This is a genomic window from Plantactinospora sp. BB1 (assembly GCF_003030385.1).
In the GTDB taxonomy this organism is placed as follows: domain Bacteria; phylum Actinomycetota; class Actinomycetes; order Mycobacteriales; family Micromonosporaceae; genus Plantactinospora.
In genome coordinates, this window is sequence record NZ_CP028159.1 from 3,399,047 (window position 1) to 3,424,973 (window position 25,927).

Consider the following 25,927-nt stretch of genomic DNA (forward strand, 5'->3'; position numbering starts at 1 on the left):
CGTGTCGTGTGCCGAGTCGTACACCTGTTCGGCTATTGTCCACAGCGGGGCGCCCATCCACAGGTCGCGGCCAGCCGGCTGTTTTCTGTCGGACCGAGCGCCTAGCGTGTGCGCGTGACGAAAAGCTCAGCGAAGATGCCGGCGAAGGCAGGGGTGGCGACGATGGCGGCAGGACCTGACCGGGAGAAGGCACTCGACCTTGCTCTCGCTCAGATCGACAAGCAGTTCGGCAAGGGCTCGGTGATGCGGCTGGGGGAGCGGCCGGTCATCCAGACCGCCGTGATTCCGACCAGTTCCATCGCGCTCGACGTGGCGCTCGGCGTGGGGGGTCTGCCGCGCGGCCGGGTCGTCGAGATCTACGGCCCGGAGAGCAGCGGTAAGACGACCGTCGCGCTGCACGCGGTGGCCAACGCACAGAAGGCCGGCGGCATCGCCGCGTTCATCGACGCGGAGCACGCCCTCGACCCGGAATACGCGAAGGCGCTGGGCGTGGACACCGACGCGATGCTGGTCTCCCAGCCGGACACCGGTGAGCAGGCGCTGGAGATCGCCGACATGCTGATCCGGTCCGGCGCGCTCGACATCATCGTGATCGACTCGGTCGCCGCGCTGGTGCCGCGTGCCGAGATCGAGGGCGAGATGGGCGACAGCCACGTCGGCCTCCAGGCCCGGCTGATGAGCCAGGCGCTGCGGAAGATCACCGGTGTGCTGAGTCACACCGGCACCACGGCGATCTTCATCAACCAGCTCCGCGAGAAGATCGGTGTGATGTTCGGCTCGCCCGAGACGACCACCGGTGGCCGGGCGCTGAAGTTCTACGCCTCGGTCCGGCTCGACGTGCGCCGGATCGAGAGCCTCAAGGACGGCACCGACGTGGTCGGCAACCGGACCCGGGTCAAGGTGGTGAAGAACAAGGTCGCGGCCCCGTTCAAGCAGGCCGAGTTCGACATCATGTACGGCAAGGGCATCTCCCGGGAGGGCTCGCTGATCGACGTCGGCGTGGAGCAGTCGATCATCCGCAAGTCCGGCGCCTGGTACACCTACGACGGTGACCAGCTCGGCCAGGGCAAGGAGAAGGCCCGCGAGTTCCTCCGGGAGAACCCGGACGTGGCGGCCGAGATCGAGAAGAAGATCCTCGAGAAGCTCGGCGTCGGGATGGCCGCCGGGACGGACGCGGCCGGCGGGCCGGAGCTTCCGCCGGTGGACTTCTGACGGTCGACCGGGTCCACATCGACGTGGCAGGACGACGTGGTGCCCGTACGGGCCGGGGGTGGGATGCCGCCCCGTCGGCCCGTACGGGCGGCAGTGGCACCGGCCGTGCGCGCCGGGGCCGGTCAGGTGGCCCGGCCAGCCCGTCCGGGCGGTGGCCCGCAGGGGCAGGGGGACCGGGTGACGCGGATCCGGACGGGTCGCCGACGCCGAGTGCTCCGCGTGACGAGGCGGAGCAGGCCCGGGAGATCTGCCTGCGTCAGCTCGCCGTGCGTCCGCGCACCCGGGCCGAGCTGGCCACCGCACTCGCCCGGCGGGGCATCTCCGAAGAGGTGGCCGCCGAGGTGCTCGACCGCTACGACGAGGTCGGCATCATCGACGACGCCGCCTTCGCCCGGGCCTGGGTGAGCAGCCGGCACCAGGGCCGGGGACTGGCCCGACGCGCCCTCGCCAACGAGCTGCGCCAGCGGGGCGTGGACGCCGACATCGCGACCGAGGCGCTCGGCGAGCTGGACGAGACGACCGAGGCCGAGACGGCCCGGCAACTGGTCGACCGGAAACTGCGTACCGCCACCGGCTCTCCCGAGGCGGTCTTCCGGCGGCTGGTCGGGATGCTGGCCCGCAAGGGCTACCCGCCCGGGGTGGCGATCCGGGCGGTCCGGGACGCGCTGGCCGAGCGGGACGCCGAGGCGGCCGAGTTCGCCGACCAGATCGACGCGGACGCGCTGGCCGAAGCCGGTGCCGAACCCGATCGCGACGCCCTCTAGGGGCGCCTGAGCTGCACTGCGGAGCCGTCAACGTGCTGAAGGCATGTCTCAACGGCGGGGTACGTCGCGACGAGCATCCCGCCGTGCCGGTCGACCCCGCCGAGTTGGCCGCCGACGCGGCCCGGTGCCGGCTCGCCGGTGCCGCGGCGGTGCACGTCCACCCCAGGGACCGGGACGGGCGGGAGTCGCTGGCCGCGCCCGACATCGCGGCGGCGGTCACCGCGATCCGCCGAGCCTGTCCCGGCCTGCCGGTCGGGGTCAGCACCGGTGCCTGGATCCAGCCCGACCCGGCCGCCCGGCTGGCGGCGGTACGCGGCTGGACGGTGCTGCCGGACTTCGCCTCGGTCAACGCGCACGAGCCGGGTGCCGAGCTGGTGGCCGGGGCGCTGCACGAGCGCGGTGTCGGGGTCGAGGCCGGCCTCTGGACGGTCGAGGCGGTGGCGGCGTACCAGCGGTGGCGGGTGCCCTGCGTACGGGTGCTGGTCGAGTGCATGCGGCCGGAGCCGGCCGAGGCGCTGGCCGACGCCGCCGCGATGCTCGTCGCGCTCCCGGCCGACGGCCCACCGATACTGCTGCACGGCGAAGGGCCGGCGAGCTGGGCGGTACTCGTCGAGGCGGTCCGGCGCGGGCTCGGCACCCGGATCGGGCTGGAGGACATCCGGACGCTGCCGGACGGCTCGCCCGCGCCCGGCAATCCCGAGTTGGTGGCGGCGGCGGTGACGCTGGGCGCGGGCTGAGTCGCCGAGGGCCCTCCGGGGCGTCGGGCGGGTGCCCGTGATCCGAGCTGGGAGCGCTTCCGGTCCGGTTTCCGGACCGGTGTCGTCGTGGCCGCAGGTCGAGTCGGATTCCGGACTCGCCCCCTTATGCCCGCCCTGAAATCAGCTTCCCGTGAGCGTGCCGTCGCCCTACGTCAGTCACCTGGCCGGATCATGAGTTTCTTGACCGAATGCCCCATCGCGACCTAGCCTCGCCTTAGACGAGTTTTCCCGACCATCGCAGGCTAAGCGCACAACATAGATCGCGTAACAGTACGGCATCACTTCGGGCCAGTTCATCGGCCAGATTATTCGGTTACCGGACGGGCCGGTCGGGTGACCGCGCAGCACCAGCACCCGGTCGTCGGCGGTGTCCCCGGGGGGCACTGCCCGGTGGCCGTACCCTCGGCCAGCCGCCTCGGTCGGGCGTCGTGACAGCCGTAGGGCACGCCCCACCCACGGGCGTGGTCCCGCCGGCGCTTGACGGCACAGGGGAGGCGGCCATGACCGAGCGGGCCAGCATCGGTAGCGGGTTCAGTCACGCCGGGGCTCCGGCATGACCGAGCGACGCGAGCGAATCAGCCAGTTCAGTGCGGATGTGCCGCACGCCGGCACCCGGCGTAGCGGAGTGCCGGCATGAGCGGCCTGGAATGGGTGCTGCTGGCCGCCATCGTCGGGCTGGCCGCGCTGGTGCTCGTCGCGATCAGCCTGGGCACCCGGGCGCTGCGCCGGATCGGGACCGTGGCCGCCACGCCGCCACCGGACGATCCGGCCTTCGTCGCCGAGAAGGACCGGCAGGAACAGTCGCTGGCGGCGCTGCGTACCGCCGCCGACGAGGCGTCGTCGAGCGTCGACACGGCCAAGTCGGCCGCCGCCGCGGCCCGGGCCGACGCCGCCGCCGCGAAGGCCGAGGCGAGCGCCGCCCGCGCCGAGGCGCAGCGGGTGCTGGACGCCGCCCGGGCCGAGGCCGACACGGTACTGGACCGGGCGCACCGGCAGGCCGAGGCGGACGCCGAGCAGGTACGCGCGGCGGCCCGGCGCAGCGGCGAGCGGGAGATCTCGCTGCTCGCCTCCACCACCCGGGAGCAGGCGGCCGAGGTGGAACGCCGGGCCCAGCGGATGGACGAGCGGGAGCGGCTGCACACCGAGGAGGTGGAGCGGCTCGCCGAGCGGGAGCGTCAGCTCAGCGCCGCGACCGCCGAGCTGGCGGCCCGGAAGGCGGCGCTGGTGGCCCGGGAGACCGCACTGGCCGAGGCGGAGGAGCGGCAGAAGCGGGAGCTGGAGCGGATCGCCGGGTTGACCGCCGACGCGGCCCGGGCCGAGCTGGTGGAGGCGATCGAGGGCCAGGCGAAGCGGGAGGCGGCGATCCTGGTCCGGGACATCGAGGCCGACGCCCGGAACACCGCCGAGCAGCGGGCCCGGCACATCGTGGTCGACGCGATCCAGCGGGTGGCCAGCGAGCAGACCGCCGAGAGCGTGGTCAGCGTGCTGCACCTGCCCGGCGACGAGATGAAGGGCCGGATCATCGGCCGCGAGGGGCGCAACATCCGGGCCTTCGAGTCGGTCACCGGAGTCAACCTGATCATCGACGACACCCCGGAAGCGGTCCTGCTCTCCTGCTTCGACCCGGTACGCCGGGAGATCGGCCGGCTCACCCTGGAGAAGCTGGTACTCGACGGCCGGATCCACCCGCACCGCATCGAGGAGGTCTTCGAGACCGCCAAGCACGAGGTGGAGCGGCTCTGCCAACGGGCCGCCGAGGACGCCCTGGTCGAGGTCGGGATCACCGAGATCCACCCGGAGATGGTCAGCCTGCTCGGCCGGCTGCGCTACCGGACGTCGTACGGGCAGAACGTACTCAAGCACCTGGTCGAGACCGCGCACATCGCCGGGATCATGGCCGCCGAGCTGCGACTCGACGTGCCGCTGATCAAGCGGTCCGCGTTCCTGCACGACATCGGCAAGGCGCTCACCCACGAGGTGGAGGGGAGCCACGCGCTGATCGGCGCCGACCTGGCCCGCAAGTACGGCGAGGCCGAGGAGGTCGTACACGCGATCGAGGCGCATCACAACGAGGTGCAGCCGCAGACCATCGAGGCGGTACTCACCCAGGCCTCCGACGCCTGCTCCGGCGGTCGGCCGGGCGCGCGCCGGGAGAGCCTGGAGGCGTACGTCAAGCGGCTGGAGCGGATCGAGGAGATCGCCGCCGGCAAGTCGGGCGTGGAGAAGGTCTTCGCGATGCAGGCGGGCCGGGAGATCCGGGTGATGGTCAAGCCGGACGACGTCGACGAGATCGGCGCGGCGGTGCTGGCCCGGGACGTGGCGAAGCAGATCGAGGAGGAGCTGACCTATCCGGGGCAGATCCGGGTGACCGTGGTACGCGAGTCCCGGGTCACCGAGATCGCCCGCTGACCGGCGCGCACCTGCCGCCGGAACCTCGCCCCGGAAAGTTCCGCTGAGCGATCCGAGGTGGCTGCCTCAGAGGGTGCTGGCGGCGCCGCCCGCCTCCTTGGTCTGCATCACCGGTGCGGCCGTCTTCGGCATCCGCATCATCCGCTTCTGCAACCACCAGGCCAGCAGCGAGAGCAGCCCGCAGATGGAGATGTAGATGGCGGCGACGATCAGGTACGTCGGCACGTACGGCAGCCCGAACGACAGCCGGCCGCCGATCGTCTTGCCGACGTAGAGCAGCTCCGGGTAGGTGATGATGAACCCGAGCGCGGTGTCCTTGAGCAGCACCACGAGCTGGCTGACGATCGCCGGCAGCATCGAGCGCACCGCCTGGGGCAGCAGGATCAGCCGGAGCACCTGGTTCTTGCGCAGGCCGATCGCGTACCCGCCCTCGGACTGGCCCCGGGGTACGGCATTGAGGCCGGCCCGGAAGATCTCGGCCAGTACCGAGCCGTTGTAGAGGGTGAGCCCGATGACCAGCGCCCAGATCTTGTCGATCGGCCAGCCGTACTGCAACGGCACGTAGTAGCCGAAGAAGATCAGGATCAGCAGCGGGATGGCCCGGAAGAGTTCGACGACGAAGGTGGCCGGCGCGCGCAGGATCCACCGGTCGCTGAGCCGGGCGCTGGCGAAGACGGCGCCGAAGAGCATGGCGAGTACGGCGGCGATGCCGGCCGCCTTCAGGGTGGCCCAGAGCCCGTTGAGCAGCTCGACCTGCACCGCCTCGAACCTGAACTGCTCCCACTTGCGTGCCTCGAACTGGCCGGTCTCCCAGAGCCGGTAGCCCACGAAGGCGAGCAGAGCGACGATCCCGGCGATGGTGAGGATCCCGATCAGACCGTTGCGGCGGCGTGCCTTCGGCCCCGGAAGGTCGTAGAGAACCGTCGCCTGACTCACCGTGCCACCGTCCACTTGCGCTCGAGGAACCGCTGTAGGAAGACCAGCGGAAGAATGAGGATGAGGAAGCCGATCGTGATCCAGAGCAGCACGGCGAACTGCGGCTCACCCCGCTCGGCCATGTACGCCGGGATGGCACCGGCCTCCAGTACGGAGAAGCCGGCGGCGATCGTGGTGTTCTTGAGCATCGCGATCATGACGCTCATCATCGGCGGCACCATCGAGCGGAGCGCCTGCGGCAGGACGATCAACCCGAGTACCTGGTCGAAGGTCATGCCCAGGGCGCGGGCCGCCTCGGCCTGCCCGGCCGCCACGGTGTTCACGCCGGAGCGGACCACCTCGCAGACGAATGCCGAGGTGTAGAGCGTGAGCGCGATGCAGGCGGCCGGAAAGTAGTCGATGTTGACGTCGAGCTTCGGCACCGCGAAGACGAGGAAGGCGAAGACCAGGGTCAGCGGGGTGTTGCGCAGCACGTTGACGTACGCCGCCCCGAACGCACGAAGCGCGGGAACCGGGGAGACCCGCATCGCACCGAGCAGGGTGCCGAGGACGAGGGTGAAGACGGCGGAGATCAGGAAGAGTTTGACGGTGTTGGTGAACCCGTCGACGAACAGGTCCTGGTTGTCCGCCAGTACGCGGAAGAACTCGCCCATGCCTCGCTCTCAGTCGTCGCCAGGCCGGGCGGGGAGCGGACTCCCCGCCCGGCGTCGTTAGCAGATCAGATCGCCGTCAGCGGCTGTCAGTACCGTTCCAGCGTCGGCGGGGTCGCCGAGGAGCCGGACTTGCCCAGCGTGCCGTCGTAGATCTTCTGCCAGGTGCCGTCGGTGAAGGCCGCCTGGATCTGGTCGTTGACGTAGTCCCGCAGCGCCTTGTCGTCCTTGGGCAGGCCGATGCCGTACTTCTCGGTGCTGAACGGCTCGCCGACGACCTTGAGCTCGCCGCCCGCCTGCGCCGCGTAGCCCTTCAGGATGGCGTCGTCGGTGGTGAGCGCGTCCACCTTGCCGTCGAGCAGCTGCGACACGCACTCGGAGTACGTCTTGAACTCGACGATGTTCTCCGGCTCGGTCAGGCCCTCGTCCCGGACCTTCTGGATCGGCGTCGAACCGGTCGCGGAGCAGACCTTCTTGCCCTTGAGGGTGTCCTTGCCGGTGATCGCCGTCTCGTCCTTGCGGACCAGCAGGGCCTGTCCGGCGACGTAGTACGGCCCGGCGAAGGAGATGTCGTTCTTCCGCTTGTCCGTGATCGAGTAGGTGCCGACGTAGTAGTCGACCTCACCACCCTTGATCGCGGTCTCCCGGTTCGCCGACGGGATCTCCTTGTATTCGATCTTCGTCGGGTCGATCCCGAGCTTGCTCGCGACGTACTGGGCGATCTCGATGTCGAAGCCGCACCGGGTGCCCTGGGCGTCCTTGTAGCCGAGGAAGGGCTGGTCGAACTTGACGCCGACGCTGACCTTGCCGGCCGCCTTGATCTTGTCGTAGGTCGGGCTGCCGGTGATGGCGACGTTGGAGGCCGGGGTGAAGGTCGTGCCGGACGTCTGGCAGGTGTCGCCGCCCGGGGCGTCGGAGCCGTTGCCGGCTCCGCTCGGCGTCGGCGCACCCTCTTCGCCGCAGGCCGCGGCCGACAGGGCGAGCGCCGCCATAGCGGTCAGCGCCGCCATGCGTGCGATACGCATTATCTTTCTCCTCCTCTTGGTGGAGCGGCGCCCGCAGCGACGCTCCACATACTGGACAACTAGTGGGTCAGGATCTTCGACAGGAAGTCCTTGGCCCGCTCGCTGCGCGGGTTGCCGAAGAACTCGTCCGGCGGCGCGTCCTCGACGAGCTGGCCGTCGGCCATGAAGATGACCCGCTTGGCGGCGTGCCGGGCGAAGCCCATCTCGTGGGTGACCACCACCATCGTCATGCCCTCGCTGGCCAGCGAGGTCATCACGTCCAGCACCTCGCCGACCATTTCCGGGTCCAGCGCGCTGGTGGGCTCGTCGAAGAGCATCGCCTTCGGCTGCATCGCCAGGGCCCTGGCGATGGCGGCCCGTTGCTGCTGCCCGCCGGAGAGCTGAGCAGGGTACTTCTCCGCCTGGCTCGCGATGCCGACCCGCTCCAGCAACTGCATGGCACGCTCCCGGGCGACGGTCGGCTTCTCCTTGCGGACCTTTATGGGGCCGAGGGTCACGTTGTCCAGAATGCTTTTGTGGGCGAAGAGATTGAACGACTGGAAGACCATGCCGACCTCGCTGCGCAGCCGGGCCAGTGCCCGGCCCTCGGCCGGTAGCGGTCGACCGTCGAAGGTGATCGTCCCGGAGTTGATCGGCTCCAACCGGTTGATCGCCCGACACAGCGTCGACTTTCCGGAGCCGGACGGACCGATGACCACGACGACCTCGCCCCGCTCTACGGAGAGGTTGACGTCCTGCAACACGTGCAACGGGCCGAACCACTTGTTGACCCCGTCAAGCCTGATGAGCGGCTGGTCGGTCGTACCGGTCACGTCGTCTCCTCGCTGCGCTCGTCGGCGCCATGACCCGGGTGACTGAGCTGGCTGACGCGCTCGCTCCGCTCGGTCATGTCCCCCTACCTGTCTCGTCCACGATCTGTCGCACCGGATTCCGCTGAATCGGTGACGCAACTCTAGGGGACCTGACGTGCTGGAATGCAATCGAGTTCATCACGGGGCGATAACACCGCCGACGACGTGCGTCACATGACGTAAAGAAGGAATGACGTTGGGTAGTTGGCGACAGTTGCCCGCTTCCGGACCCGGCACGGAGGGGCATCGGAAACCGGGCAACGGGGTCGTCGCGGGAAAGTCGCGGAAATTGCTGGCGGAGGCGTACGGGAATCGAACCCGCCCGACCGAGCTACTCGGTCGCACCGGTTTTGAAGACCGGGAGGACCACCAGGCGCCTGCCCGCCTCCTCAGCCAGCGGCATCCTTGCGCCCCTGATCGTAGGGTGTGCGCCATTCGGGCGGTTCACCGGGACGGCCGGTCGCCGACGCCGGTCCAGGGTGGTCCGGAAAAGATCGCCGACCCGGCACCGGCTGCGAAGGCGCCGGGCGGCGGCCGACTCGGCGGCGTCCGTGCCGGTCGCCCGGCCGGTGAGCACCTCGATCAGTGGAAAGGTATTCGCGGTCGTCGCACCCGGCGGCGCCTGCGGTCGGGTCACCGGCGGCAGCCCGAAGTGTCCGGTGCCCGACCGGGCCGAGCCGAACAGAACACGCTGGGTGAGCATCCCCGGCGCGCTGCGCCGGAGCAGTGGCTTCCTCCGACTACAATAGGTAGTCAACGGCCGTCTATTTCGGCGGATATGGTCACAGACCGGTAACTTAGCCGCTCTCGACCGGGTGTGCCCGGCACCATCGTGGGTGAGGCCGTCACACCCAGGCACCGGGGTGCCCGGCCCGACGGGGGATGCCCGACCGAGACCCGGCATCCAGCCACGAACGATTACGGCGAGGAGGCGGCAATGATCGAGCTGTGGAACTGGAGGACGGAGGGGCGCGTCGCCGCCTCGGAGATCCGCCTCGCGCTTGCCGACGCGCTCGACGTACCGGTGCTGCCGCTCGGCGGGGTCGACCCGGTCCGGGTGCCGTCCGGCGCGCTGCTGGTCGACGTCTGGCACCGCCCCGGCGACTTCCCGACCTCCGTCGACTGCTACGGGGTGCCGGCCGGGCTGCCGGAGGTGAGCGCCGTCGCGGCGTTCGCCCGCCGGCTGGGCCGGGCCTGCCTGCTGGCGGACGACACCCTCGACGCCGGCCGGCACCTGCTGGTCGCGGCCGACGGCACCATCCGGCCCGTGCACCACGACGTGCGGGACACCGAGGACGGCGAGATCCTCTCCGAACAGCGGCTCTGCACGCTGCTCAGCCCGCGCTGCCGGGGCTGGTCGCCGTGCCAGCGCTCGCGCTGGGTCCCCGACTCGGTCATCCCGGCGCTCGCCGCCGCCTGACCGCCGACTCGCCAGCCGGGCTGCTCCGGGCCGCTAGCCGGCCGGCTGGCCATCCTTCGCCGGCTGGCCGGCGCCGGAGCCCTTCACCACGAGCTGGTCGAGCAGGGTCCGGGTCGCCTCGGCCACGGCCGCCACCGCGGCGTCGAACGCCGCCGCGTTGTGCGCGGCCGGGGCGCGAAACCCGGAGATCTTGCGGACGTACTGCAACGCCGCCGCCTCGATGTCCGTCTCGGTGACGACCTCGGCGTACGGCTGGCGAAGGGTCTTGATGCTCCGGCACATGGCGCTACCTTCCGGTGAAGGGGAGTGGACGACGTCCCGGGGGAACGGGCTTCCCGAGTCCTGCGGATACTCTGTCACTGTCATGACTACCGCAGCCCCCGGCAGCCCGCGTACCTATCAGGTGCGCACCTACGGCTGTCAGATGAACGTGCACGACTCCGAGCGGATCTCCGGACTGCTGGAGCAGGCCGGTTACGTGCGCGCGGCCGACTCCGACGACCCGGACGTGGTGGTCTTCAACACCTGTGCGGTACGCGAGAACGCCGACAACCGGCTCTACGGCAACCTCGGCCACCTGCGCCCGGTCAAGGACAAGCACCCCGACATGCAGATCGCGGTCGGCGGCTGCCTGGCCCAGAAGGACCGGGGCGAGATCGTCCGCCGGGCACCCTGGGTCGACGTGGTCTTCGGCACCCACAACATCGGCGCGCTGCCGGTGCTGCTGGAGCGGGCCCGGCACAACACCGCCGCCGAGGTGGAGATCCTGGAGTCGCTGGAGGTCTTCCCCTCCACGCTGCCGACCCGGCGCGAGTCGACGTACGCCGGCTGGGTGTCGATCTCGGTGGGCTGCAACAACACCTGCACGTTCTGCATCGTGCCGGCGCTGCGCGGCCGGGAGAAGGACCGCCGGCCCGGCGACATCCTGGCCGAGGTACGCGCCCTGGTCGCCGAGGGTGTGCTCGAGGTCACCCTGCTCGGCCAGAACGTGAACTCGTACGGCGTCGAGTTCGGTGACCGGCTCGCCTTCGGCAAGCTGCTCCGGGCGACCGGCGGGATCGACGGGCTGGAGCGGGTCCGGTTCACCAGCCCGCACCCGAAGGACTTCACCGACGACGTGATCGCGGCGATGGCCGAGACCCCGAACGTCTGCCACTCGCTGCACATGCCGTTGCAGTCCGGCTCCGACGACGTGCTCCGGGCGATGCGCCGGTCGTACCGGGCCGACCGCTACCTCGGGATCATCGAGAAGGTCCGGGCGGCGATGCCGGACGCGGCGATCACCACCGACATCATCGTCGGCTTCCCCGGCGAGACCGAGGCCGACTTCGCCCGCACCCTGGAGGTGGTCCGGGAGGCCCGGTTCGCCTCCGCGTTCACCTTCCAGTACTCCAAGCGCCCCGGCACGCCGGCCGCGACCATGCCCGACCAACTGCCGAAGCAGGTGGTGCAGGAGCGCTACGAGCGGCTGATCGCGGCGGTCGAGGAGATCACCTGGGCGGAGAACCGGAAGCTCGTCGGTACCCCGGTCGAGGTGCTGGTCGCGGTCGGCGAGGGGCGCAAGGACGAGCGCACCGGACGGCTCTCCGGACGGGCCCGGGACGGCCGGCTGGTGCACTTCGCCGCCGGCTCGTACGAGGGCAAGATCCGGCCCGGCGACATCGTGCACACCACGGTCAGCTACGCCGCGCCACACCACCTGAACGCCGACGGGGAGCCGCTGGCCCACCGGCGTACCCGGGCCGGTGACGCCGCCGAGGCGGGCCGGACACCGCGTACCCCGGGGGTTTCGCTCGGGCTGCCCACGGTCGGCGTGCCGCCGCCGCTGCCCGCGTCCGCGGCGGCCTGCGACCGCTGAGCTGTCCTCTAGTGCTGTGACCGCGAACGTTGGCCGGGTTGGGTGACACGCCGGTCGGCGTTCGCGGCTTGGCTGTACTCGGGGGTTCAGGCTGTCGAGATGGCAGAACCTGTTCGGGCTCGCCGGCTCAGTGATGACGAGGGCCGGCGATTACAGCAGATCGTGCGGCGTGGGACGGTTCTCCGATCCGACTGCGGCGGGCGATGGTCATCATGGCCTCCGCCAGCGGTAACACCGTTCCGGCGATCGCCCGCTTGGTCCAGGGTGATGAGGACGCGATCCGGGAGGTGATCCACCGGTTCAACGAGCTGGGCCTGGCCTGCCTGGACCCTCGGTGGGCGGGTGGCCGTCCCCGCCGAATCAGTGAAGACGACGAGGCGTTCATCGTCGCGACGGCCACGACCCGACCACAGGCCCTCGACCAGCCGTTCACCCGCTGGAGCCTTCGGAAACTCGCCGACTATCTGGCCCACAACCACGGCACCCGCCGAGTGACGATCGGCCGTGAACGGCTACGGGAGTTTCTCCACAAGCACGAGATCACCTTCCAACGCACGAAGACGTGGAAGGAGACCAACGACCCCCAGGCGCAGGCGAAACTCGCCCGGATCGAGGAAGTCACCACCTCGTTCCCGGACCGGGTCTTCGCCTTCGACGAGTTCGGGCCACTGACCATCCGCCCGCACCCCGGCGCTTCATGGTCGGCGCGAGGTCACCCCGACCGGCTCCCCGCGAACTATCACAAGCTGCACGGGGTGCGGCAGTTCCACGCCTGCTACAGCGTCGGCGACGACACCCTCTGGGGCGTCGTCCGGACCCGGAAGTCCGCGACCAACGCCCTCGCCGCCCTCAAGTCGATCCGCGCTGCCCGACCGGACAGGGCACCGATCTACGTCATCCTGGACAACCTCTCCGCGCACAAGGGCCACCGGATCAAGGCATGGGCAGCAACCAACCGGGTCGAGTTGTGCTTCACCCCGACGTACTCCTCCTGGGCGAACCCGATCGAGGCCCACTTCGGCCCGCTACGCACCTTCGTCGTGACCGGCTCGAACCATCCCAACCACACCGTCGCCACCCGGGCCCTGCACGCCTACCTCCGCTGGCGCAACACCAACGCCCGCCACCCCGACGTCCTCGCCGCACAACGCCGCGAACGAGCCCGAATCCGTAGCGAACGCCAACACCGATGGGGTCAAACCACCACCCGAGCAGCCTGACCCAACCCGGCCAACGTTCGTGGTCACAGCACTAGCCGGCCGGTCTCCGCACGGAGACCGGCCCGACCGGTGCCCGGTGCCGCCACGCGACCGCTGCCGGCGCCGCCGGCACGGCAGCGGCGGCGGTAGCCCACCGGCCACGATCGACGGCACTCTGCCGGCGCCGCGACACGGACCGCCGTCACCTCTGCCGCCACCGCGACACGAACCGGTGTCACCTCTGCCGGCGTCGCGACATGGATGGGCGTCACCTCCGCCGGCCCGCCCAGTGCACGGGGCACGGGGCACGGCATGGGCACCGCGTTGCCCAGCCTGACCGCGTGTCGCGGCCCGGGGCGGTGCGCCCGCCCCGGAGCCGGTTCAGCTCGCCTGTTCGGCCAGTTCGAGGAAGCGGCGCTTGGCGGCGAGGGCCTGCTCGGCCTCGCGGATCCGCTTCGCGTCGCCGGCCGCCTGGGCCCGGGCCAGCCGCTGCTCGGCCTCGGCGACCTGGTCACGCATCTGCGCGAGCAGCGGGTTGGCCGACGGCTCGGTCCGCCGCCACGCCGAATCCATCGCCTGGCGGACCCGCTCGTCCACCGCACGCAGCCGGCGGTCCAGGTTGGCCGCCGCGTCCCGGGGAACCCGGCCCGCCTCGTGCCACTGCCCCTGGATCTCCCGCAGCTTCGCCTGCGCGCCGCGCGGGTCGCCGTCGACGTCGAGCGCCTCGGCCTCGGCGAGCAGGGCCTGCTTGCGCTCCAGGTTGCCGCGCTGCTCCGCGTCCCGAGCCGAGAAGACCTCGCTACGCCGGGAGAAGAAGCTGTCCTGGGCGCCCCGGAACCGTTCCCAGAGCCGCTCCTCGGCCTCCTTCGAGGCGCGCGGCGCGGCCTTCCACTGTGCCATCAGCTCCCGCAGCCGGTTCGCGGTCGCGGCCCAGTCCGTCGAGTCGGCCAGCGACTCGGCCTCGACGACCAACTCCTCCTTGGCCGCCTGAGCCTGCTTGCGCTGGGCGTCCAGGGTGGCGAAATGCGCCCCACGGCGCCGGGTGAAGCCGTCCCGGGCGGCCGCGAACCGCTTCCACAGCTCGCCGTCGGTCTTCTTGTCGACGCCCCGGATGGTCTTCCACTCGTCGAGGATCTCCTTGAGCCGGTCGCCGGCGGTCTTCCACCCGGTGGATTCCGCGGCCAGCTTCTCGGCCTCCTCGACCAGCGCCGTCTTCCGGGTCACCGCCTCGGCCCGGGCCGTCTCCCGGGCCGCCCGCGCCTCGCCGGCCTTGCCTTCGGCGAGCGTGGCCAGCCGGTCCAGCCGGGCGGCGAGCGCGTCGAGGTCACCGACCACGTGCGCGTCGGCGAGCGACGCCCGCAACCGCCGGATCGTGGCGAGCGAACCCGACGGGTCCGCCGCCCCCGAATTGAGACGGGCCTCGGTCAGGTCGACCTCGGTGACCAGGTCGGCGAAGCGGCGGGCGAAGTGGGCCAGACCTTCCTCCGGCGCACCGGCCTGCCAGGAACCGACCACCCGCTCACCCTCGGCCGTCTTGACGTAGACGTTGCCGTCCGCATCCACCCGTCCAAAGGCAGTCCAGTCACTCATGAGCCCATCCTCGTTCTCCCGGCGCTGCCGGGGATGGGGGTCCCCGGCGGTCGCCGCCACGGCGCAGCGAAGTTTCTCCCGGCATTGTCACAGGTCCAACCCCGTCCGCGTCGAGCGCCTATCGTCGACCGTGACCATACGGTGTCCTTGACCGCACCCGGATCGTCTGGCCAACGGGTGTAAGGTTCGCTGCCCGCTACGGTGGTGGCGTGCCACTGGTCGCCGCCGCGGTCTGCCCGCATCCCCCGATGATCGTCCCCGAACTGGCCGGCGCTGCCGCCGGTGAGCTGGATGACCTCCGTCTCGCCTGCGTCGACGCGGTCCGTCGGCTGCTGGCGAGTGAGCCGGACGTCCTGGTCCTGGTCGGGGCCGGTGCCCAGACCGTACGGTACGGGCCGGGCGACTCGGGCAGCCTCCGGCCGTACGGGCTCGATCGGGTGCTGCGGCTGGGTCCGGACGGTACGGGCACCGGCCGGGGCGAGTTGCCGCTCAGCCTGCTGGTCGGCGCCTGGCTGTTGGACCGGGCCGGTGCCACCGGACCCCGGCGGGGGCAGAGCGTGGCCAGCGACGCCCCGGTGGGCGAGTGCCGGCGGATCGGTACCGAGCTGGTCGAGGATCCGGCCAAGCGGATCGCGCTGCTGGTGTTGGGGGACGGGTCGGCGTGCCGGGGCGAGCGCTCCCCCGGGTACGACGATCCGCGCGCCCGCCCCTACGACGACCGGGTCGCCGCGGCCCTCCGCGACGCCGACGGTCCGGCCCTGCTCGGACTGGAGCCGGAACTGTCGACCCGGCTGCTGGTGGCCGGCCGGGCACCGTGGCAGGTGCTCGCCACTGCGGCGGCCCACAGCGGGGCACCCTGGCGAGGCGACCTCGGCTACTACGCGGCGCCCTACGGCGTCAGCTACTTCGTGGCCACCTGGACGCCCGGCACCGTGGCCACCCCCACGCCGGATGCCCTGGCCACCGCCACGCCGGGCGCCCTAGCCACCGCCACGTCGGGCGCTGTGGCTTTCTGGCCGGCCGACGAGCCGGACGGGCCGCCCGGGCCCGGTGAGCCGGAGCGGTCGCCGGTCTTCGGCGCGCCGGGCGGAGGGCCGGCATGAGCCCGCGTGCCCGGGTCGTCACCGTCGTCGGACCCACCGCCACCGGCAAGTCGGGGCTGAGCATCGAACTCGCCCAGGCGCTCGGCGGCGAGGTGGTCAACGCCGACTCGATGCAGCTCTATCGCGGGATGGACGTCGGCACCGCCAAGCTGACCCCGGCCGAGCGGGCCGGCGTACCGCACCACCTGCTGGATATCTGGCCGGTCACCGAACCGGCGAGCGTGGCGGCGTACCAGGCGCTGGCCCGGGCGGCGGTCGACGACATCCTGGCCCGGGGCCGGGTACCGCTGCTGGTCGGCGGCTCCGGGCTCTACGTCCGGGCGGTGGTCGACGAGTTCGAGTTCCCCGGTACGGACCCGCTGGTCCGAGCCCGGCTGGAGGCGGAACTCGCCGAGTCGGGACCGGCTCCGCTGTACGCCCGGCTACGCGCCGCCGACCCGGTGGCCGCGCAGCACATCCTGCCCAGCAACGGGCGACGGATCGTACGGGCACTGGAGGTGATCGAGCTGACCGGAGCGCCGTTCACCGCCTCGCTGCCCCGGCCGACGCCGTACTACGACGCCGTGCAGATCGGGGTCGACCGGGAGACGGCGGCGCTGGACGAGCGGATCGCCGTACGGGTGGACAAGATGTGGGCGGACGGCCTGGTCGCCGAGACCCGGGCGCTGGCGGAGCAGGGCCTGCGGGAGGGCCGGACCGCCAGTCGCGCGCTCGGCTACCAGCAGGTGCTCCGGCTGCTCGACGGCGAGATCTCCGAGCCGGAGGCGCGGGCCGACACCATTCAGGCGACCCGACGCTTCGTCCGGCGGCAACGCTCCTGGTTCCGCCGGGATCCCCGGATCCACTGGTTGGACGGTGCCCGCGACGACCTGGTCGAGACGGCCCTCGCCCTGGTCGCCGACCCGTCGCCCGCCGCGCCCGCCGGCTCGGCCGACCCGGCCCGCCACCCGGGCTGACCTATCCCCGCGAGCCTCCCGTGGTTCCCGGGGCGACGGGCGCCTGCTGTGGTTGCCGGGGCGATGGGCGCCTGCTGTGGTTGCCGGGGCGACGGGCACCTGGTGTGGTTGCCGGGGCGGAGGGGCCCGCCGCGGTCGCCGGGCGCATTGGTGCCGCTGAGGTGTCCCGGGGTGGATGGTGCCGGGTCCCGGTGAGGGTGCCCGGCGGGGTCGTCGGGCGCTCGGGGATGATGGAGGGGTGCGGTTCACCAAGGGCCACGGCACCGGTAACGATTTCGTGCTCCTGCCCGACCCAGATGGCCAGCTCGACCTGACCCCGTCGATCGTGGCGGCGCTCTGCGACCGTCGGCGCGGGATCGGCGCGGACGGGCTCTTGCGGGTCGTCCGGGCGGCCAAGCACCCGGACGCGGTCGGCTACGCCGACGCCGCCGAGTGGTTCATGGACTACTGGAACTCCGACGGCTCCGTCGCCGAGATGTGCGGCAACGGGGTGCGGGTCTTCACCCGGTACCTGATCTCCAACGGGCTGGCCGAGCCGGTCGACGGCGGCCTGCCGATCGCCACCCGCGCCGGAGTGGTCCGCGCCGAGGTGAACTCCGGGGAGATCGCGGTCGACCTCGGGCCGCCCCGGATCACCGGAGGCTCGGTGGCCGCACTCGGCGGACTGACCCTGGTCGGTACCGCCGTTGACTGCGGCAACCCGCACCTGGTCTGCGTACTGCCGACCAGCATCGACTTGGCCGGGCTCGACCTCACCCGCTCACCCGACTTCGACCCGGCGGTCTTTCCGACCGGCGTGAACGTCGAGTTCGTCGCTCCCGGGGAGCCGGTCGACGGTGCCGACCTGCATGTGCGGATGCGGGTCTACGAGCGCGGCTCAGCGGAGACCCTCTCCTGCGGCTCCGGCGCCTGCGCGGTGGCGGCGGTGGCGTTGCGGGACGCCGGGCGTACCAGTGGGGCGGTTGCGGTGGACGTGCCCGGCGGCCGGCTGACGGTGACCGTTGACGACGAGAGCTGCTGGCTCGCCGGCCCGGCGGTCCTGGTCGCAGACGGCGAGCTGGACCTGGCCGCCCTCACCGCCTGAGCGTCCCGTTCACCGAGGCCGTTCCTGTCCCGTCTGTCGCGCACTCCCGCCGGCTCTGCGGCCTGTCGCCCAGCCCTGTCCGCTCCCGGTCTGTTGCCGCGTCGTCGCCGGCTCTGTGGCTGTCGGGCAGCCCCGTGGGCGGCCGGAGGGTCGCGTGGGCGGCCGACGGTGGGGTCAGCTGGACAGCGGGCTGGCCGGGGCGGCGGCCTCGGCGGCGATCTCGGGTAGGTCGGCCGGCCCGGGGTCCGCGGCCGGCGGGGGAGCGGGGTGCTGCGCGGCGGCCCGGACGGCGGCCGCCACCGCCGGTGCCACCCGGGAGTCGAAGACGCTCGGCACGATGACCGTCGGGTTGATCTTCTCTGCGCCCACCACGTCGGCGATGGCCCGGGCGGCCGCGATCGCCATCTCCTCGGTGAACTCCTCGGCGTGGGCGTCGAGCATCCCCCGGAACACGCCCGGGAAGGCGAGTACGTTGTTGATCTGGTTGGGCTGGTCGGACCGGCCGGTGGCGACCACCGCCGCGTGCCGGCGCGCCTCCCGGGGGTCCACCTCGGGGTCGGGGTTGGCCAGCGCGAAGACGATCGCGTCGGGAGCCATCATCGCGATGTCGTCCCCGGTGAGCAGGTTGGGGGCGCTCACCCCGATGAAGACGTCGGCGCCGTGCAGGGCCGTCTTAAGGTCACCGGAGAAGTTGTCCCGGTTGGTGTTCTCGGCCAACCACTGCCAGGCCGGGTTCAGCCCTTCCAGGCCGCGGTGCAGCGGGCCCTGACGGTCGTACGCGACGATGTCGCCGACGCCCTGCCGGAGCAGCAGCTTCATGATCGCCGTACCGGCGGCACCGGCGCCGGAGACGACCACCCGGACGTCCGCGAGCTTCTTGCCGACCACCCGCAGTGCGTTGGTCAGCGCGGCGAGCACCACGATCGCGGTGCCGTGCTGGTCGTCGTGGAAGACCGGGATGTCGAGCAGTTCACGCAGCCGGTTTTCGATCTCGAAGCAGCGCGGCGCGGCGATGTCCTCCAGGTTGATCCCGCCGTACTGCGGGGCGATCGCCCGGACGATCGAGACGATCTCGTCCGGGTCCTGGGTGTCCAGTACCACCGGCCAGGCGTCCACCCCGCCGAAGCGCTTGAAGAGCGCGGCCTTGCCCTCCATCACCGGCAGCGCCGCCGCCGGACCGATGTTGCCGAGTCCGAGTACGGCCGAGCCGTCCGTCACCACCGCGACGGTGTTGCGCTTGATGGTCAGCCGTCGCGCGTCGGCGGGGTTCTCCGCGATCGCGAGGCAGACCCGGGCAACCCCCGGGGTGTACGCCCGGGAAAGCTCGTCCCGGTTGCGAAGCGCCACCTTCGGCGAGACCTCGATCTTGCCGCCCAGGTGCAGCAGGAAGGTCCGGTCGGAGACCTTGCGGACGTCCACTCCGTCCAGTGCGGTCAGCGCCTGCACCACCTGGTCGGCGTGGGTCGCGTCGGCGGTGTCGCAGGTCAGGTCGACGACCACCGTGGTGGGGTCGGAGTCGACCACGTCGAGGGCGGTGACGATGGCACCGGCCTCACCGACGCAGGTGGTCAGCCGGCCGATGGCCGAGGCGTCCGCCGTTACGCTGATCCGGATCGTGATCGAGAATCCGGCACTCGGCAGTCGGGTGATCGCCACGTGGTCCTCCGTCGTCTTCCCGCGGCCTCGCTGCCGCCGTCAGCATTCTCGCCTGCCGGCCCCGACCCGCCGTCGGCCGGGCCTGCCCTCGGTCGCCGCCCGGCGACCCGCACCACCCTAGGCGGACTCGACAACGCCGCCGACGCCAGCCCGCCCGGTTGCGTCACCGACTCACTTCCACCAGCTCGCCCCTCGCCTTCCACCAGCTCGCCCCTCGCCTCCCGCCAGCTCGCCGCGACCTCACCTTCCGCCAGTTCGCTCCTCGCCTTCCACCAGCTCGTCACGACCTCTTCCACCAGCTCGCCCCTCACCTTCCGCCAATTCGCCATCGCCTCCCGCCAGTTCGCCGCGACGACGAACGGGATCGACACGACGGGCCAACGGGACAAGCCGACCCGGCCGGCAGCACCGGGTCGACAGCAGGCCACGGGCGGCGCCATTCGGGTCGCCACGGACCGTGCGTACCGGAATTTCCCGCCGCCAGGGGACGTTGACCATTCCGGATGACGCGACCGCCCGGCCCGCCGTGACCGGAGCCCTGCCCCGGCGCGGGGCGCAGAGAGTGCGCCCGCCGAGACGTAGGCCGTCCGTCCGACGGGTATATAGCGGGTGCGTCCGACCGGCGCACGTGTCACGATTGATTGCCACCAGCGCGCAGAGCGTAACCAATGCGACGACAAGCCGCAGAGCGCGCAGATGACGCAGGGGCGTCGGAAGTCCCGACCGGCCGGGCGGACAGGCACCGCGCTCCGGCCGGGGACGGCGAAGAGACCAGATCAGGAGGATCGGCTTGCGAGACCAGGAAAGCTTCGTTCGGCTGGCGGACGAGGACCTTGACGCCATCGTCATCGATGGCGACGTCACCACGGGCGAGCTGGAGCTGGAGGACCGCCAGGCGCTCCGTCGGGTCGCGGGCCTCTCCACCGAGCTGGCCGACGTCACCGAGGTCGAATACCGGCAGCTTCGGCTGGAGCGGGTGGTCCTGGTCGGCGTCTGGACGGACGGCACGGTGACGGACGCGGAGAACTCCCTCGCGGAGCTTGCCGCGCTCGCCGAGACGGCCGGTTCGCAGGTGCTCGAGGGCCTGATCCAGCGGCGCAGCCGCCCCGACCCGGCCACCTACATCGGTCGGGGCAAGGTGGACGACCTCGGCTCGGTGGTGTTGGCCTCCGGCGCCGACACGGTGATCTGTGACGGTGAGCTCTCCCCGTCCCAACTGCGCAACCTGGAGCAGCGCACCAAGGTCAAGGTGGTCGACCGGACCGCACTGATCCTCGACATCTTCGCCCAGCATGCCAAGAGCCGGGAAGGTAAGGCCCAGGTCGAGCTGGCCCAGCTCGAATACCTGCTGCCCCGGCTGCGTGGTTGGGGTGAGAGCCTCTCCCGGCAGGCCGGTGGTAGCGGTCGCGGCGGCGGCGCCGGTGGCGGCGTGGGGCTGCGTGGTCCCGGTGAGACCAAGCTGGAGACCGACCGGCGCCGGATCCGGATCCGGATCTCCCGGCTCCGGCGGGAGATCAAGAACATGCGGACGGCCCGGATCACCAAGCGGGCCCGGCGGGCCCGCAACAACGTGCCGGCGGTGGCCATCGCCGGCTACACCAACGCGGGCAAGTCCAGCCTGCTCAACCGGTTGACCAACGCCGGAGTACTGGTCGAGGACGCCCTCTTCGCCACGCTGGACCCGACAACCCGCCGGGCGTACGCCGCCGACGGCCGGGTCTACACGCTGGCCGACACCGTCGGTTTCGTCCGGCACCTGCCGCACCAGATCGTCGAGGCGTTCCGCTCCACCCTTGAGGAGGTGGCCGACGCCGACCTCGTCGTGCACGTGGTCGACGGCGCGCACGCCGACCCCGAGGAGCAGGTCCGGGCGGTACGCGAGGTGCTGGCCGAGGTCGGCGCGGACAAGCTCCCCGAGCTGCTGGTGGTCAACAAGACCGACGCGGCCGACGAGGAGACCCTGCTCCGGCTGAAGCGGGAGTGGCCGGACGCGGTCTTCGTCTCCGCGCGTACCGGTGGCGGTGTCGAGGACGTCCGGGCGGCGATCGAGGCCCGGCTGCCCCGGCCGGCGGTCGAGGTCCGGGCCGTGCTCCCGTACGACCGGGGCGACCTGGTTGCCCGGGTGCACCGCCGGGGCGAGGTGCTCGGCACGGCGCACCTGCCGGAGGGGACGAAACTCCACGTACGGGTGGACGAGGCGCTCGCCGCGGAGCTGGCGCCGTACCGGGAGGTAGTGGCATGACCGGCCGCGCCGTTGACCGGTGACGGAGCGTTGATCACGCCGCTTCCCCGGTTGGCGGCATCAGCATGCGACACTGGGCGGATGCGGCGAGTCCTCTCCATGGTGCTGGTTGCCTCCGGCGTGCTCGGGTTGACCCTGGGCCTGCTCGGGGCCAGCCTCGGTTTCGGAGCTGTCGCGGCCTCCGCCGCTGCCGGCAAGAAGGTCTGCACCGTCACCGACGAACGGATGACGGAACTCTCCGGCATGATCGCCACGTCCAGTGGTTACGTCATGATCAATGACGGGAGCGAGGACGAGAGCCGGGAGCGCGTCTTCCTGCTGGACACCAAGTGCAAGCTGAAGAAGGCCGTCCAGTACCCGACCAGCCCGCGCGACCCGGAGGACCTCGCCCTCTCCGCCGACGGCAAGACCGTCTGGATCGCCGACACCGGTGACAACGACACCGAGCGGCGGACCAGCGTCGTGCTCTGGAGCATGCCGGTCAGCGGCGCCACCAAGCCGGTGCTGCACCGGTTGACCTTTCCGGGCAACAAGCGGCACGACGCCGAGGCGCTGCTGATCGGCGCCGACAACGTGCCGCTGATCATCACCAAGTCGACCGGCAAGGCGGAGATCTACCGCCCGAGCGCGGCGCTGGAGAAGAACAACGAGGAGGGTGTGCCGCTGGCGAAGGCCGGCGAGATCACCCTGCCGAAGTCCTCCACCGCCAACCCGTTCGGCGGGGCGGGCCGGGTGACGATCACCGGTGCGGCCCGGTCGCCGGACGGTGCCCGGGTCGTCCTGCGCACGTACGCGGACGCCTTCGAGTGGGACGTGCAGGGCGACGACCTGGTCAAGACCCTGACCAGCGGGAAGCCTCGGATGACGGCCCTGGCCGACCCGTTCGGCGAGGCGATCGCCTACACCCCGGACGGGAAGAGCTTCCTCACCGTCTCCGACGTCGCCTCGCTGGACGAGGAACTGGACGTGACGGTGCTCAGCTACACCCCGGCCAAGGAGGTGGCGGCGGCGGCCGGCGAATCCGGGGCCGACACGAAGAAGTCCGCGAAGTCCTGGACGGATTCGCTCACCCTGGACGACATCACCTATCTCATCGCGGCCGTGGGGGTGCTCGGCGCCCTGCTGGTCGGGCTCGGCATCTTCGGGATCGTGCGGGCCCGCCGCCGGCCCCGGGAGGACGGCCTCGGCGCCGTCGGGCCGGACGGTGACGACGTCGATCCGAGGGCCGGCCGGGAGGGGATGCCGGGCGGTGACCGGGATCGCTCCGGGGGCCGGCGAGGCGACTACGACGACGGGTCGAACTGGGGTCCGGCCCGCTCCGGCGGGTACGACGACGGCTACCGTTCCGACCGTCCGGCCGACGACTACGAGCCGGCCGGTCGGGGCAGGCCGGCGGGCGGCGGTGTGTACGGCGGAAAGCCGGCCGACGGCGGTGGTGTCTACGGCGGAAAGCCGGCCGGCGGCGGAGGCGTGTACGGCGGCCGCCCCCAGGGCGGCGGTGGCGGCCGTCCCCAGACCGGCGGCGGTGGACGCCCCCAGGGTGGCGGTGCTGGTGCTGGACGCCCGCAGGGCGGCGGCGCTGGCGGAGGGCGCCCGCAGGGCGGTGCCGGACGTCCCCAGGGTGGCGGTGGTCGTCCCCAGGGCGGTGGCGGTCGCCCACCCGGTGGCGGCGGTGTGTATGGCGGCCAGCCGGCCGGCGGCGGCGCTCCGGCCGGCCGGCCCCGGGCCGGCGGCGGCGGCGTGTACGGCGGCCAGCCCTCCGGCGGCAACGGCAACGGGCGGGGTGGTCGGCCGGGACCGGACGACCAGTGGGTCGACCAGCGTGGCGGGCCGCGGACCGGCCAGGGCGCCGGCCCCCGTGGTGGTGCTCCTCGGGGTGGGCAGTACGGCGGCCAGCCCCGGCAGCGCTCCGGCGGCCAGCCCGACGACTACGACTACCGCTGACCCGGCCGGCCGGGCGGGTATCCCTGCCGACGGCCGGGCACGGATACCCCTGCGGACGACTCGACCGGGTATGCGTCAGATCCGGCGGAGCACCGCCACCACCCGGCCCATGATGGTGGCGCTGTCACCGGCGATCGGGTCGAAGGCGGAGTTGGCCGGCATCAGCCAGACGTGCCCGTCCCGGCGGCGGTAGGTCTTGACCGTCGCCTCGCCGTCCAGCATCGCCGCGACGATCTCTCCCGAGTTCGCGGTCGGCTGCTGGCGGACGACCACCCAGTCGCCGTCGCAGATCGCCGCGTCGAGCATCGAGTCACCCTTGACCTGGAGCATGAAGACCTCGCCCTCGCCGACCAGTTCGCGGGGGAGCGGGAAGATGTCCTCGACGGCCTGTTCGGCGAGGATCGGGCCACCGGCGGCGATCTGGCCGAGCAGCGGCACGTAGGCCGGGGTGGGACGCTGGGCCCGGGCCGTCTCGTCGTCGATCATCTCGCTCGGCGGACGCACGTCGACGGCACGGGGGCGGTTCGGGTCGCGCCGGAGGAAACCCTTCCGCTCCAGCTCCTTGAGTTGGTAGGCCACGCTCGACGGGGAGACCAGGCCGACCGCCTCGCCGATCTCCCGGACGCTCGGCGGGTAGCCGTAGCGCTCCACCCAGTCCCGGATGAACTCCAGGATGCGGCGCTGCCGGGCGGTGAGGTCCGCGGAGACCAGGTCGGGGAAGGTGCTGACCACCGGCGTGACCGCGCGCAGTGCGGGGGCACCCTCCCGGGCGCGCGGCCCGGCCGTGCGTCGGGCGGCCCGGCTGCCCGGTGCGCCGCTCTTCTGGGGCTTCTGCCGGCTCGTCCGGTCGTCGGTCGACACGTCGTCCTCCTGGTGGCGGTGGGGTGCCTTGGCGGCTCGTGGTGCGTCGTGGCCCGGCCCGGTCCCGCAGGTGGCACGGTCCCGGTGTCGGTGTTCAAAACCGTATAGGTGAGATCACATAGTTTCAAACATCTGTACGACATTCCCTGCGGCGTGTCGCCTCCGTCGGCTCGACATCGAACGCCTGTTCTGATAAACCATCGTACGTCCGTTCGTTCGAACTCCTGTTCGATCTTGGAGGTCACGATGGGTGCAACGGGATACCCGAGGACTTCCCGGGGCGGTGGCCGGCTGCGGCTCACCCGGCGCGGCCGGCTGGTCGTGACGGTGCTCCTGCTGCTCCTCGTGGCGGGGCTGGCGGCGGTCCTCTCGCCCGCCTCCCGGGCCGCCGACCCGCCCCGGTCGGCGGAGACGGCGGTGGTCCGGCCCGGTGACACCCTCTGGTCGGTGGCCGAGCGGCACCGGCCCAGCGGGCGCCCGTTCGCGGTGATCGACGAGATCCGCCGGCTCAACGACCTCGACGGCTACACGGTGCACGCCGGTCAGCGCCTGATCCTGCCGGCGAAGCGGTAACCGCCCCGTCCGTCCCTCGGTTGGAAGATTTGCGGGCCGCGCCACGCCCTGTTCAACTTGACCTCGGCTGTTCGGCGACATACGGTCGACCCCTAGATGTAGTAGTGACAAGGGTGTAAGTAGCCTAGAAGTTGGGGTTCCGTTACCCGCAGCTCTCGGGTACGCACAACACTGCGGGAGCCGCCGGAAGGTGGCTGACCGCCGGTGTCGGCTGCCTGTGGGCGGGTCCGCTCTTTCCGGCGGGCCGCAGGCGCGGTGGTCCCGGCGGTGCGAAGGAGGTCGGCGATGCGGTGTCCGTACTGCCGGCACGCCGACTCCCGGGTGGTCGACTCGCGGGAGGCCGACGACGGCCAGTTGATCCGGCGTCGGCGGGCCTGCCCGGAATGCGGCAAACGGTTCACCACGGTCGAGGAGCCGGTGCTCGCGGTCGTCAAGCGCAGCGGCGTCACCGAGCCGTTCAGCCGGACGAAGATCATCGGCGGGGTGCGGAAGGCGTGCCAGGGGCGGCCGGTGGACGACGACGCGATCGCCCTGCTGGCCCAGCGGGTCGAGGAGACGGTCCGGGCCAGGGGTGCGGCCGAGATCCCCAGTCACGACGTGGGGCTGGCCATCCTGGGCCCGCTGCGCGAGCTGGACGAGGTGGCTTACCTGCGCTTCGCCAGCGTCTACCGGTCGTTCGAGTCGCTGGACGACTTCGAGCGCGAGATCGAAACGCTGCGGGCGGCGGCGGTGGCGCGGAGCCGTCCGGCGGCGGACGGCGTCGGGGCCGTCCAGCCGGCGGGCGAGCCGGCCAGTTAGTTCGTTCTGGTAACAGATCAGCGAAGCCGTACGACGGG

At 71.7% G+C, this 25,927-nt stretch carries 20 protein-coding genes, 1 tRNA gene and 2 pseudogenes; 14 read left to right on the plus strand and 9 right to left on the minus strand.

The features are described 5' to 3' along the window. Positions 1-162: 162 nt before the first annotated feature. The 4 genes from recA to rny all read left to right on the plus strand — a co-directional run bounded on the left by recA (position 163) and on the right by rny (position 5,143). Positions 163-1,212 carry a recombinase RecA gene (gene recA / locus C6W10_RS14845; RefSeq protein ID WP_107263951.1) on the plus strand — a complete coding sequence of 350 codons (1,050 nt, stop codon included), beginning with the start codon at positions 163-165 and terminating at the stop codon, positions 1,210-1,212. Positions 1,213-1,235: 23 nt separating this feature from the next. Further along, positions 1,236-1,976: a regulatory protein RecX gene (locus C6W10_RS14850; RefSeq protein WP_107258592.1), complete on the plus strand. Its 741-nt coding sequence runs from the start codon at positions 1,236-1,238 to the stop codon at positions 1,974-1,976. Between the two features lie 32 nt (positions 1,977-2,008). Then, positions 2,009-2,713: a 3-keto-5-aminohexanoate cleavage protein gene (locus C6W10_RS14855; RefSeq protein ID WP_107258593.1), complete on the plus strand. Its 705-nt coding sequence runs from the start codon at positions 2,009-2,011 to the stop codon at positions 2,711-2,713. Positions 2,714-3,367: 654 nt separating this feature from the next. Further along, positions 3,368-5,143, plus strand: a complete 1,776-nt coding sequence (gene rny / locus C6W10_RS14860; RefSeq protein WP_107258594.1) for a ribonuclease Y — start codon at positions 3,368-3,370, stop codon at positions 5,141-5,143. Between the two features lie 66 nt (positions 5,144-5,209). Here the strand turns inward: rny and C6W10_RS14865 are convergent, their stop codons facing one another. From C6W10_RS14865 to C6W10_RS14885, 5 genes are all read right to left on the minus strand, one after another. After that, positions 5,210-6,079, minus strand: a complete 870-nt coding sequence (locus C6W10_RS14865) for an amino acid ABC transporter permease (RefSeq protein ID WP_107263952.1) — start codon at positions 6,077-6,079, stop codon at positions 5,210-5,212. Further along, positions 6,076-6,732 (minus strand): amino acid ABC transporter permease, encoded by a 657-nt coding sequence (locus C6W10_RS14870; RefSeq protein ID WP_107258595.1) that lies wholly within the window; start codon positions 6,730-6,732, stop codon positions 6,076-6,078. The genes C6W10_RS14865 and C6W10_RS14870 overlap by 4 nt, the downstream gene beginning before the upstream one ends. A gap of 86 nt (positions 6,733-6,818) precedes the next feature. Further along, positions 6,819-7,754: a glutamate ABC transporter substrate-binding protein gene (locus tag C6W10_RS14875; RefSeq protein WP_107258596.1), complete on the minus strand. Its 936-nt coding sequence runs from the start codon at positions 7,752-7,754 to the stop codon at positions 6,819-6,821. A gap of 59 nt (positions 7,755-7,813) precedes the next feature. Next, positions 7,814-8,566 carry an amino acid ABC transporter ATP-binding protein gene (locus C6W10_RS14880; RefSeq protein WP_107258597.1) on the minus strand — a complete coding sequence of 251 codons (753 nt, stop codon included), beginning with the start codon at positions 8,564-8,566 and terminating at the stop codon, positions 7,814-7,816. A gap of 332 nt (positions 8,567-8,898) precedes the next feature. Next, positions 8,899-8,994: transfer RNA gene (locus tag C6W10_RS14885), tRNA-Sec, on the minus strand. 548 nt (positions 8,995-9,542) lie between these two features. Here C6W10_RS14885 and C6W10_RS14895 point away from each other — a divergent pair. Further along, positions 9,543-10,025: a hypothetical protein gene (locus C6W10_RS14895; RefSeq protein WP_107258599.1), complete on the plus strand. Its 483-nt coding sequence runs from the start codon at positions 9,543-9,545 to the stop codon at positions 10,023-10,025. Positions 10,026-10,058: 33 nt separating this feature from the next. On the opposite strand, the gene C6W10_RS14900 is transcribed toward C6W10_RS14895, so the two are convergent. Beyond that, a complete protein-coding gene (locus C6W10_RS14900) occupies positions 10,059-10,307 on the minus strand; it encodes a DUF2277 family protein (protein ID WP_107258600.1) in 249 nt (82 codons plus the stop codon). Positions 10,308-10,389: 82 nt separating this feature from the next. Here C6W10_RS14900 and miaB point away from each other — a divergent pair, with 82 nt between their 5' ends. Further along, entirely contained in the window at positions 10,390-11,883 is a 1,494-nt protein-coding gene (gene miaB, locus C6W10_RS14905; protein ID WP_107258601.1) for a tRNA (N6-isopentenyl adenosine(37)-C2)-methylthiotransferase MiaB, read from the plus strand. 99 nt (positions 11,884-11,982) lie between these two features. Next, positions 11,983-13,103 (plus strand): annotated as a pseudogene (locus C6W10_RS14910) (IS630 family transposase). A 360-nt stretch (positions 13,104-13,463) separates the two neighbouring features. Here the strand turns inward: C6W10_RS14910 and C6W10_RS14915 are convergent. Further along, a complete protein-coding gene (locus C6W10_RS14915; RefSeq protein WP_107263953.1) occupies positions 13,464-14,672 on the minus strand; it encodes a DUF349 domain-containing protein in 1,209 nt (402 codons plus the stop codon). 248 nt (positions 14,673-14,920) lie between these two features. Here C6W10_RS14915 and C6W10_RS14920 point away from each other — a divergent pair. The 3 genes and pseudogenes from C6W10_RS14920 to dapF form a co-directional block, all read left to right on the plus strand. Then, positions 14,921-15,613: pseudogene (locus tag C6W10_RS14920) on the plus strand (class III extradiol dioxygenase subunit B-like domain-containing protein); the annotation flags it as partial. Between the two features lie 158 nt (positions 15,614-15,771). After that, positions 15,772-16,731 carry a tRNA (adenosine(37)-N6)-dimethylallyltransferase MiaA gene (gene miaA / locus C6W10_RS14925; RefSeq protein ID WP_107258602.1) on the plus strand — a complete coding sequence of 320 codons (960 nt, stop codon included), beginning with the start codon at positions 15,772-15,774 and terminating at the stop codon, positions 16,729-16,731. A 238-nt stretch (positions 16,732-16,969) separates the two neighbouring features. After that, positions 16,970-17,815: a diaminopimelate epimerase gene (gene dapF / locus C6W10_RS14930; RefSeq protein ID WP_107258603.1), complete on the plus strand. Its 846-nt coding sequence runs from the start codon at positions 16,970-16,972 to the stop codon at positions 17,813-17,815. A 174-nt stretch (positions 17,816-17,989) separates the two neighbouring features. On the opposite strand, the gene C6W10_RS14935 is transcribed toward dapF, so the two are convergent. Then, positions 17,990-19,471, minus strand: coding sequence for an NAD-dependent malic enzyme (locus C6W10_RS14935; RefSeq protein ID WP_107258604.1), 1,482 nt, complete (start codon positions 19,469-19,471; stop codon positions 17,990-17,992). 790 nt (positions 19,472-20,261) lie between these two features. Between C6W10_RS14935 and hflX the strand changes: the two genes are divergently transcribed. After that, the gene (gene hflX / locus C6W10_RS14940) at positions 20,262-21,713 is read left to right on the plus strand and encodes a GTPase HflX (protein ID WP_107258605.1); all 1,452 of its coding nucleotides are present in this window, start codon (positions 20,262-20,264) and stop codon (positions 21,711-21,713) included. Between the two features lie 81 nt (positions 21,714-21,794). Continuing rightward, positions 21,795-23,657: a hypothetical protein gene (locus tag C6W10_RS37275; RefSeq protein ID WP_159104590.1), complete on the plus strand. Its 1,863-nt coding sequence runs from the start codon at positions 21,795-21,797 to the stop codon at positions 23,655-23,657. Between the two features lie 75 nt (positions 23,658-23,732). Here the strand turns inward: C6W10_RS37275 and lexA are convergent, their stop codons facing one another. Beyond that, the gene (gene lexA / locus C6W10_RS14950; protein ID WP_107258606.1) at positions 23,733-24,518 is read right to left on the minus strand and encodes a transcriptional repressor LexA; all 786 of its coding nucleotides are present in this window, start codon (positions 24,516-24,518) and stop codon (positions 23,733-23,735) included. Between the two features lie 246 nt (positions 24,519-24,764). Between lexA and C6W10_RS14955 the strand changes: the two genes are divergently transcribed. Both C6W10_RS14955 and nrdR read left to right on the plus strand, forming a co-directional pair. After that, on the plus strand, positions 24,765-25,091 hold the full coding sequence (locus C6W10_RS14955) for a LysM peptidoglycan-binding domain-containing protein (protein ID WP_107258607.1): 327 nt from the start codon (positions 24,765-24,767) through the stop codon (positions 25,089-25,091). A 285-nt stretch (positions 25,092-25,376) separates the two neighbouring features. Next, the gene (gene nrdR / locus C6W10_RS14960) at positions 25,377-25,889 is read left to right on the plus strand and encodes a transcriptional regulator NrdR (RefSeq protein WP_107258608.1); all 513 of its coding nucleotides are present in this window, start codon (positions 25,377-25,379) and stop codon (positions 25,887-25,889) included. Positions 25,890-25,927: the final 38 nt, after the last annotated feature.

Bases quoted from the DNA above. Each gene is read 5' to 3' on its own strand.
- C6W10_RS37275 (WP_159104590.1), top strand. From the start codon at position 21,795: ATGCGGCGAGTCCTCTCCATGGTGCTGGTTGCCTCCGGCGTGCTCGGG.
- C6W10_RS14895 (WP_107258599.1), top strand. From the start codon at position 9,543: ATGATCGAGCTGTGGAACTGGAGGACGGAGGGGCGCGTCGCCGCCTCG.
- C6W10_RS14870 (WP_107258595.1), bottom strand. From the start codon at position 6,732: ATGGGCGAGTTCTTCCGCGTACTGGCGGACAACCAGGACCTGTTCGTC.
- miaA (WP_107258602.1), top strand. From the start codon at position 15,772: ATGAGCCCGCGTGCCCGGGTCGTCACCGTCGTCGGACCCACCGCCACC.
- miaB (WP_107258601.1), top strand. From the start codon at position 10,390: ATGACTACCGCAGCCCCCGGCAGCCCGCGTACCTATCAGGTGCGCACC.
- rny (WP_107258594.1), top strand. From the start codon at position 3,368: ATGAGCGGCCTGGAATGGGTGCTGCTGGCCGCCATCGTCGGGCTGGCC.
- C6W10_RS14915 (WP_107263953.1), bottom strand. From the start codon at position 14,672: ATGAGTGACTGGACTGCCTTTGGACGGGTGGATGCGGACGGCAACGTC.
- C6W10_RS14955 (WP_107258607.1), top strand. From the start codon at position 24,765: ATGGGTGCAACGGGATACCCGAGGACTTCCCGGGGCGGTGGCCGGCTG.
- C6W10_RS14875 (WP_107258596.1), bottom strand. From the start codon at position 7,754: ATGCGTATCGCACGCATGGCGGCGCTGACCGCTATGGCGGCGCTCGCC.
- recA (WP_107263951.1), top strand. From the start codon at position 163: ATGGCGGCAGGACCTGACCGGGAGAAGGCACTCGACCTTGCTCTCGCT.
- nrdR (WP_107258608.1), top strand. From the start codon at position 25,377: ATGCGGTGTCCGTACTGCCGGCACGCCGACTCCCGGGTGGTCGACTCG.
- C6W10_RS14900 (WP_107258600.1), bottom strand. From the start codon at position 10,307: ATGTGCCGGAGCATCAAGACCCTTCGCCAGCCGTACGCCGAGGTCGTC.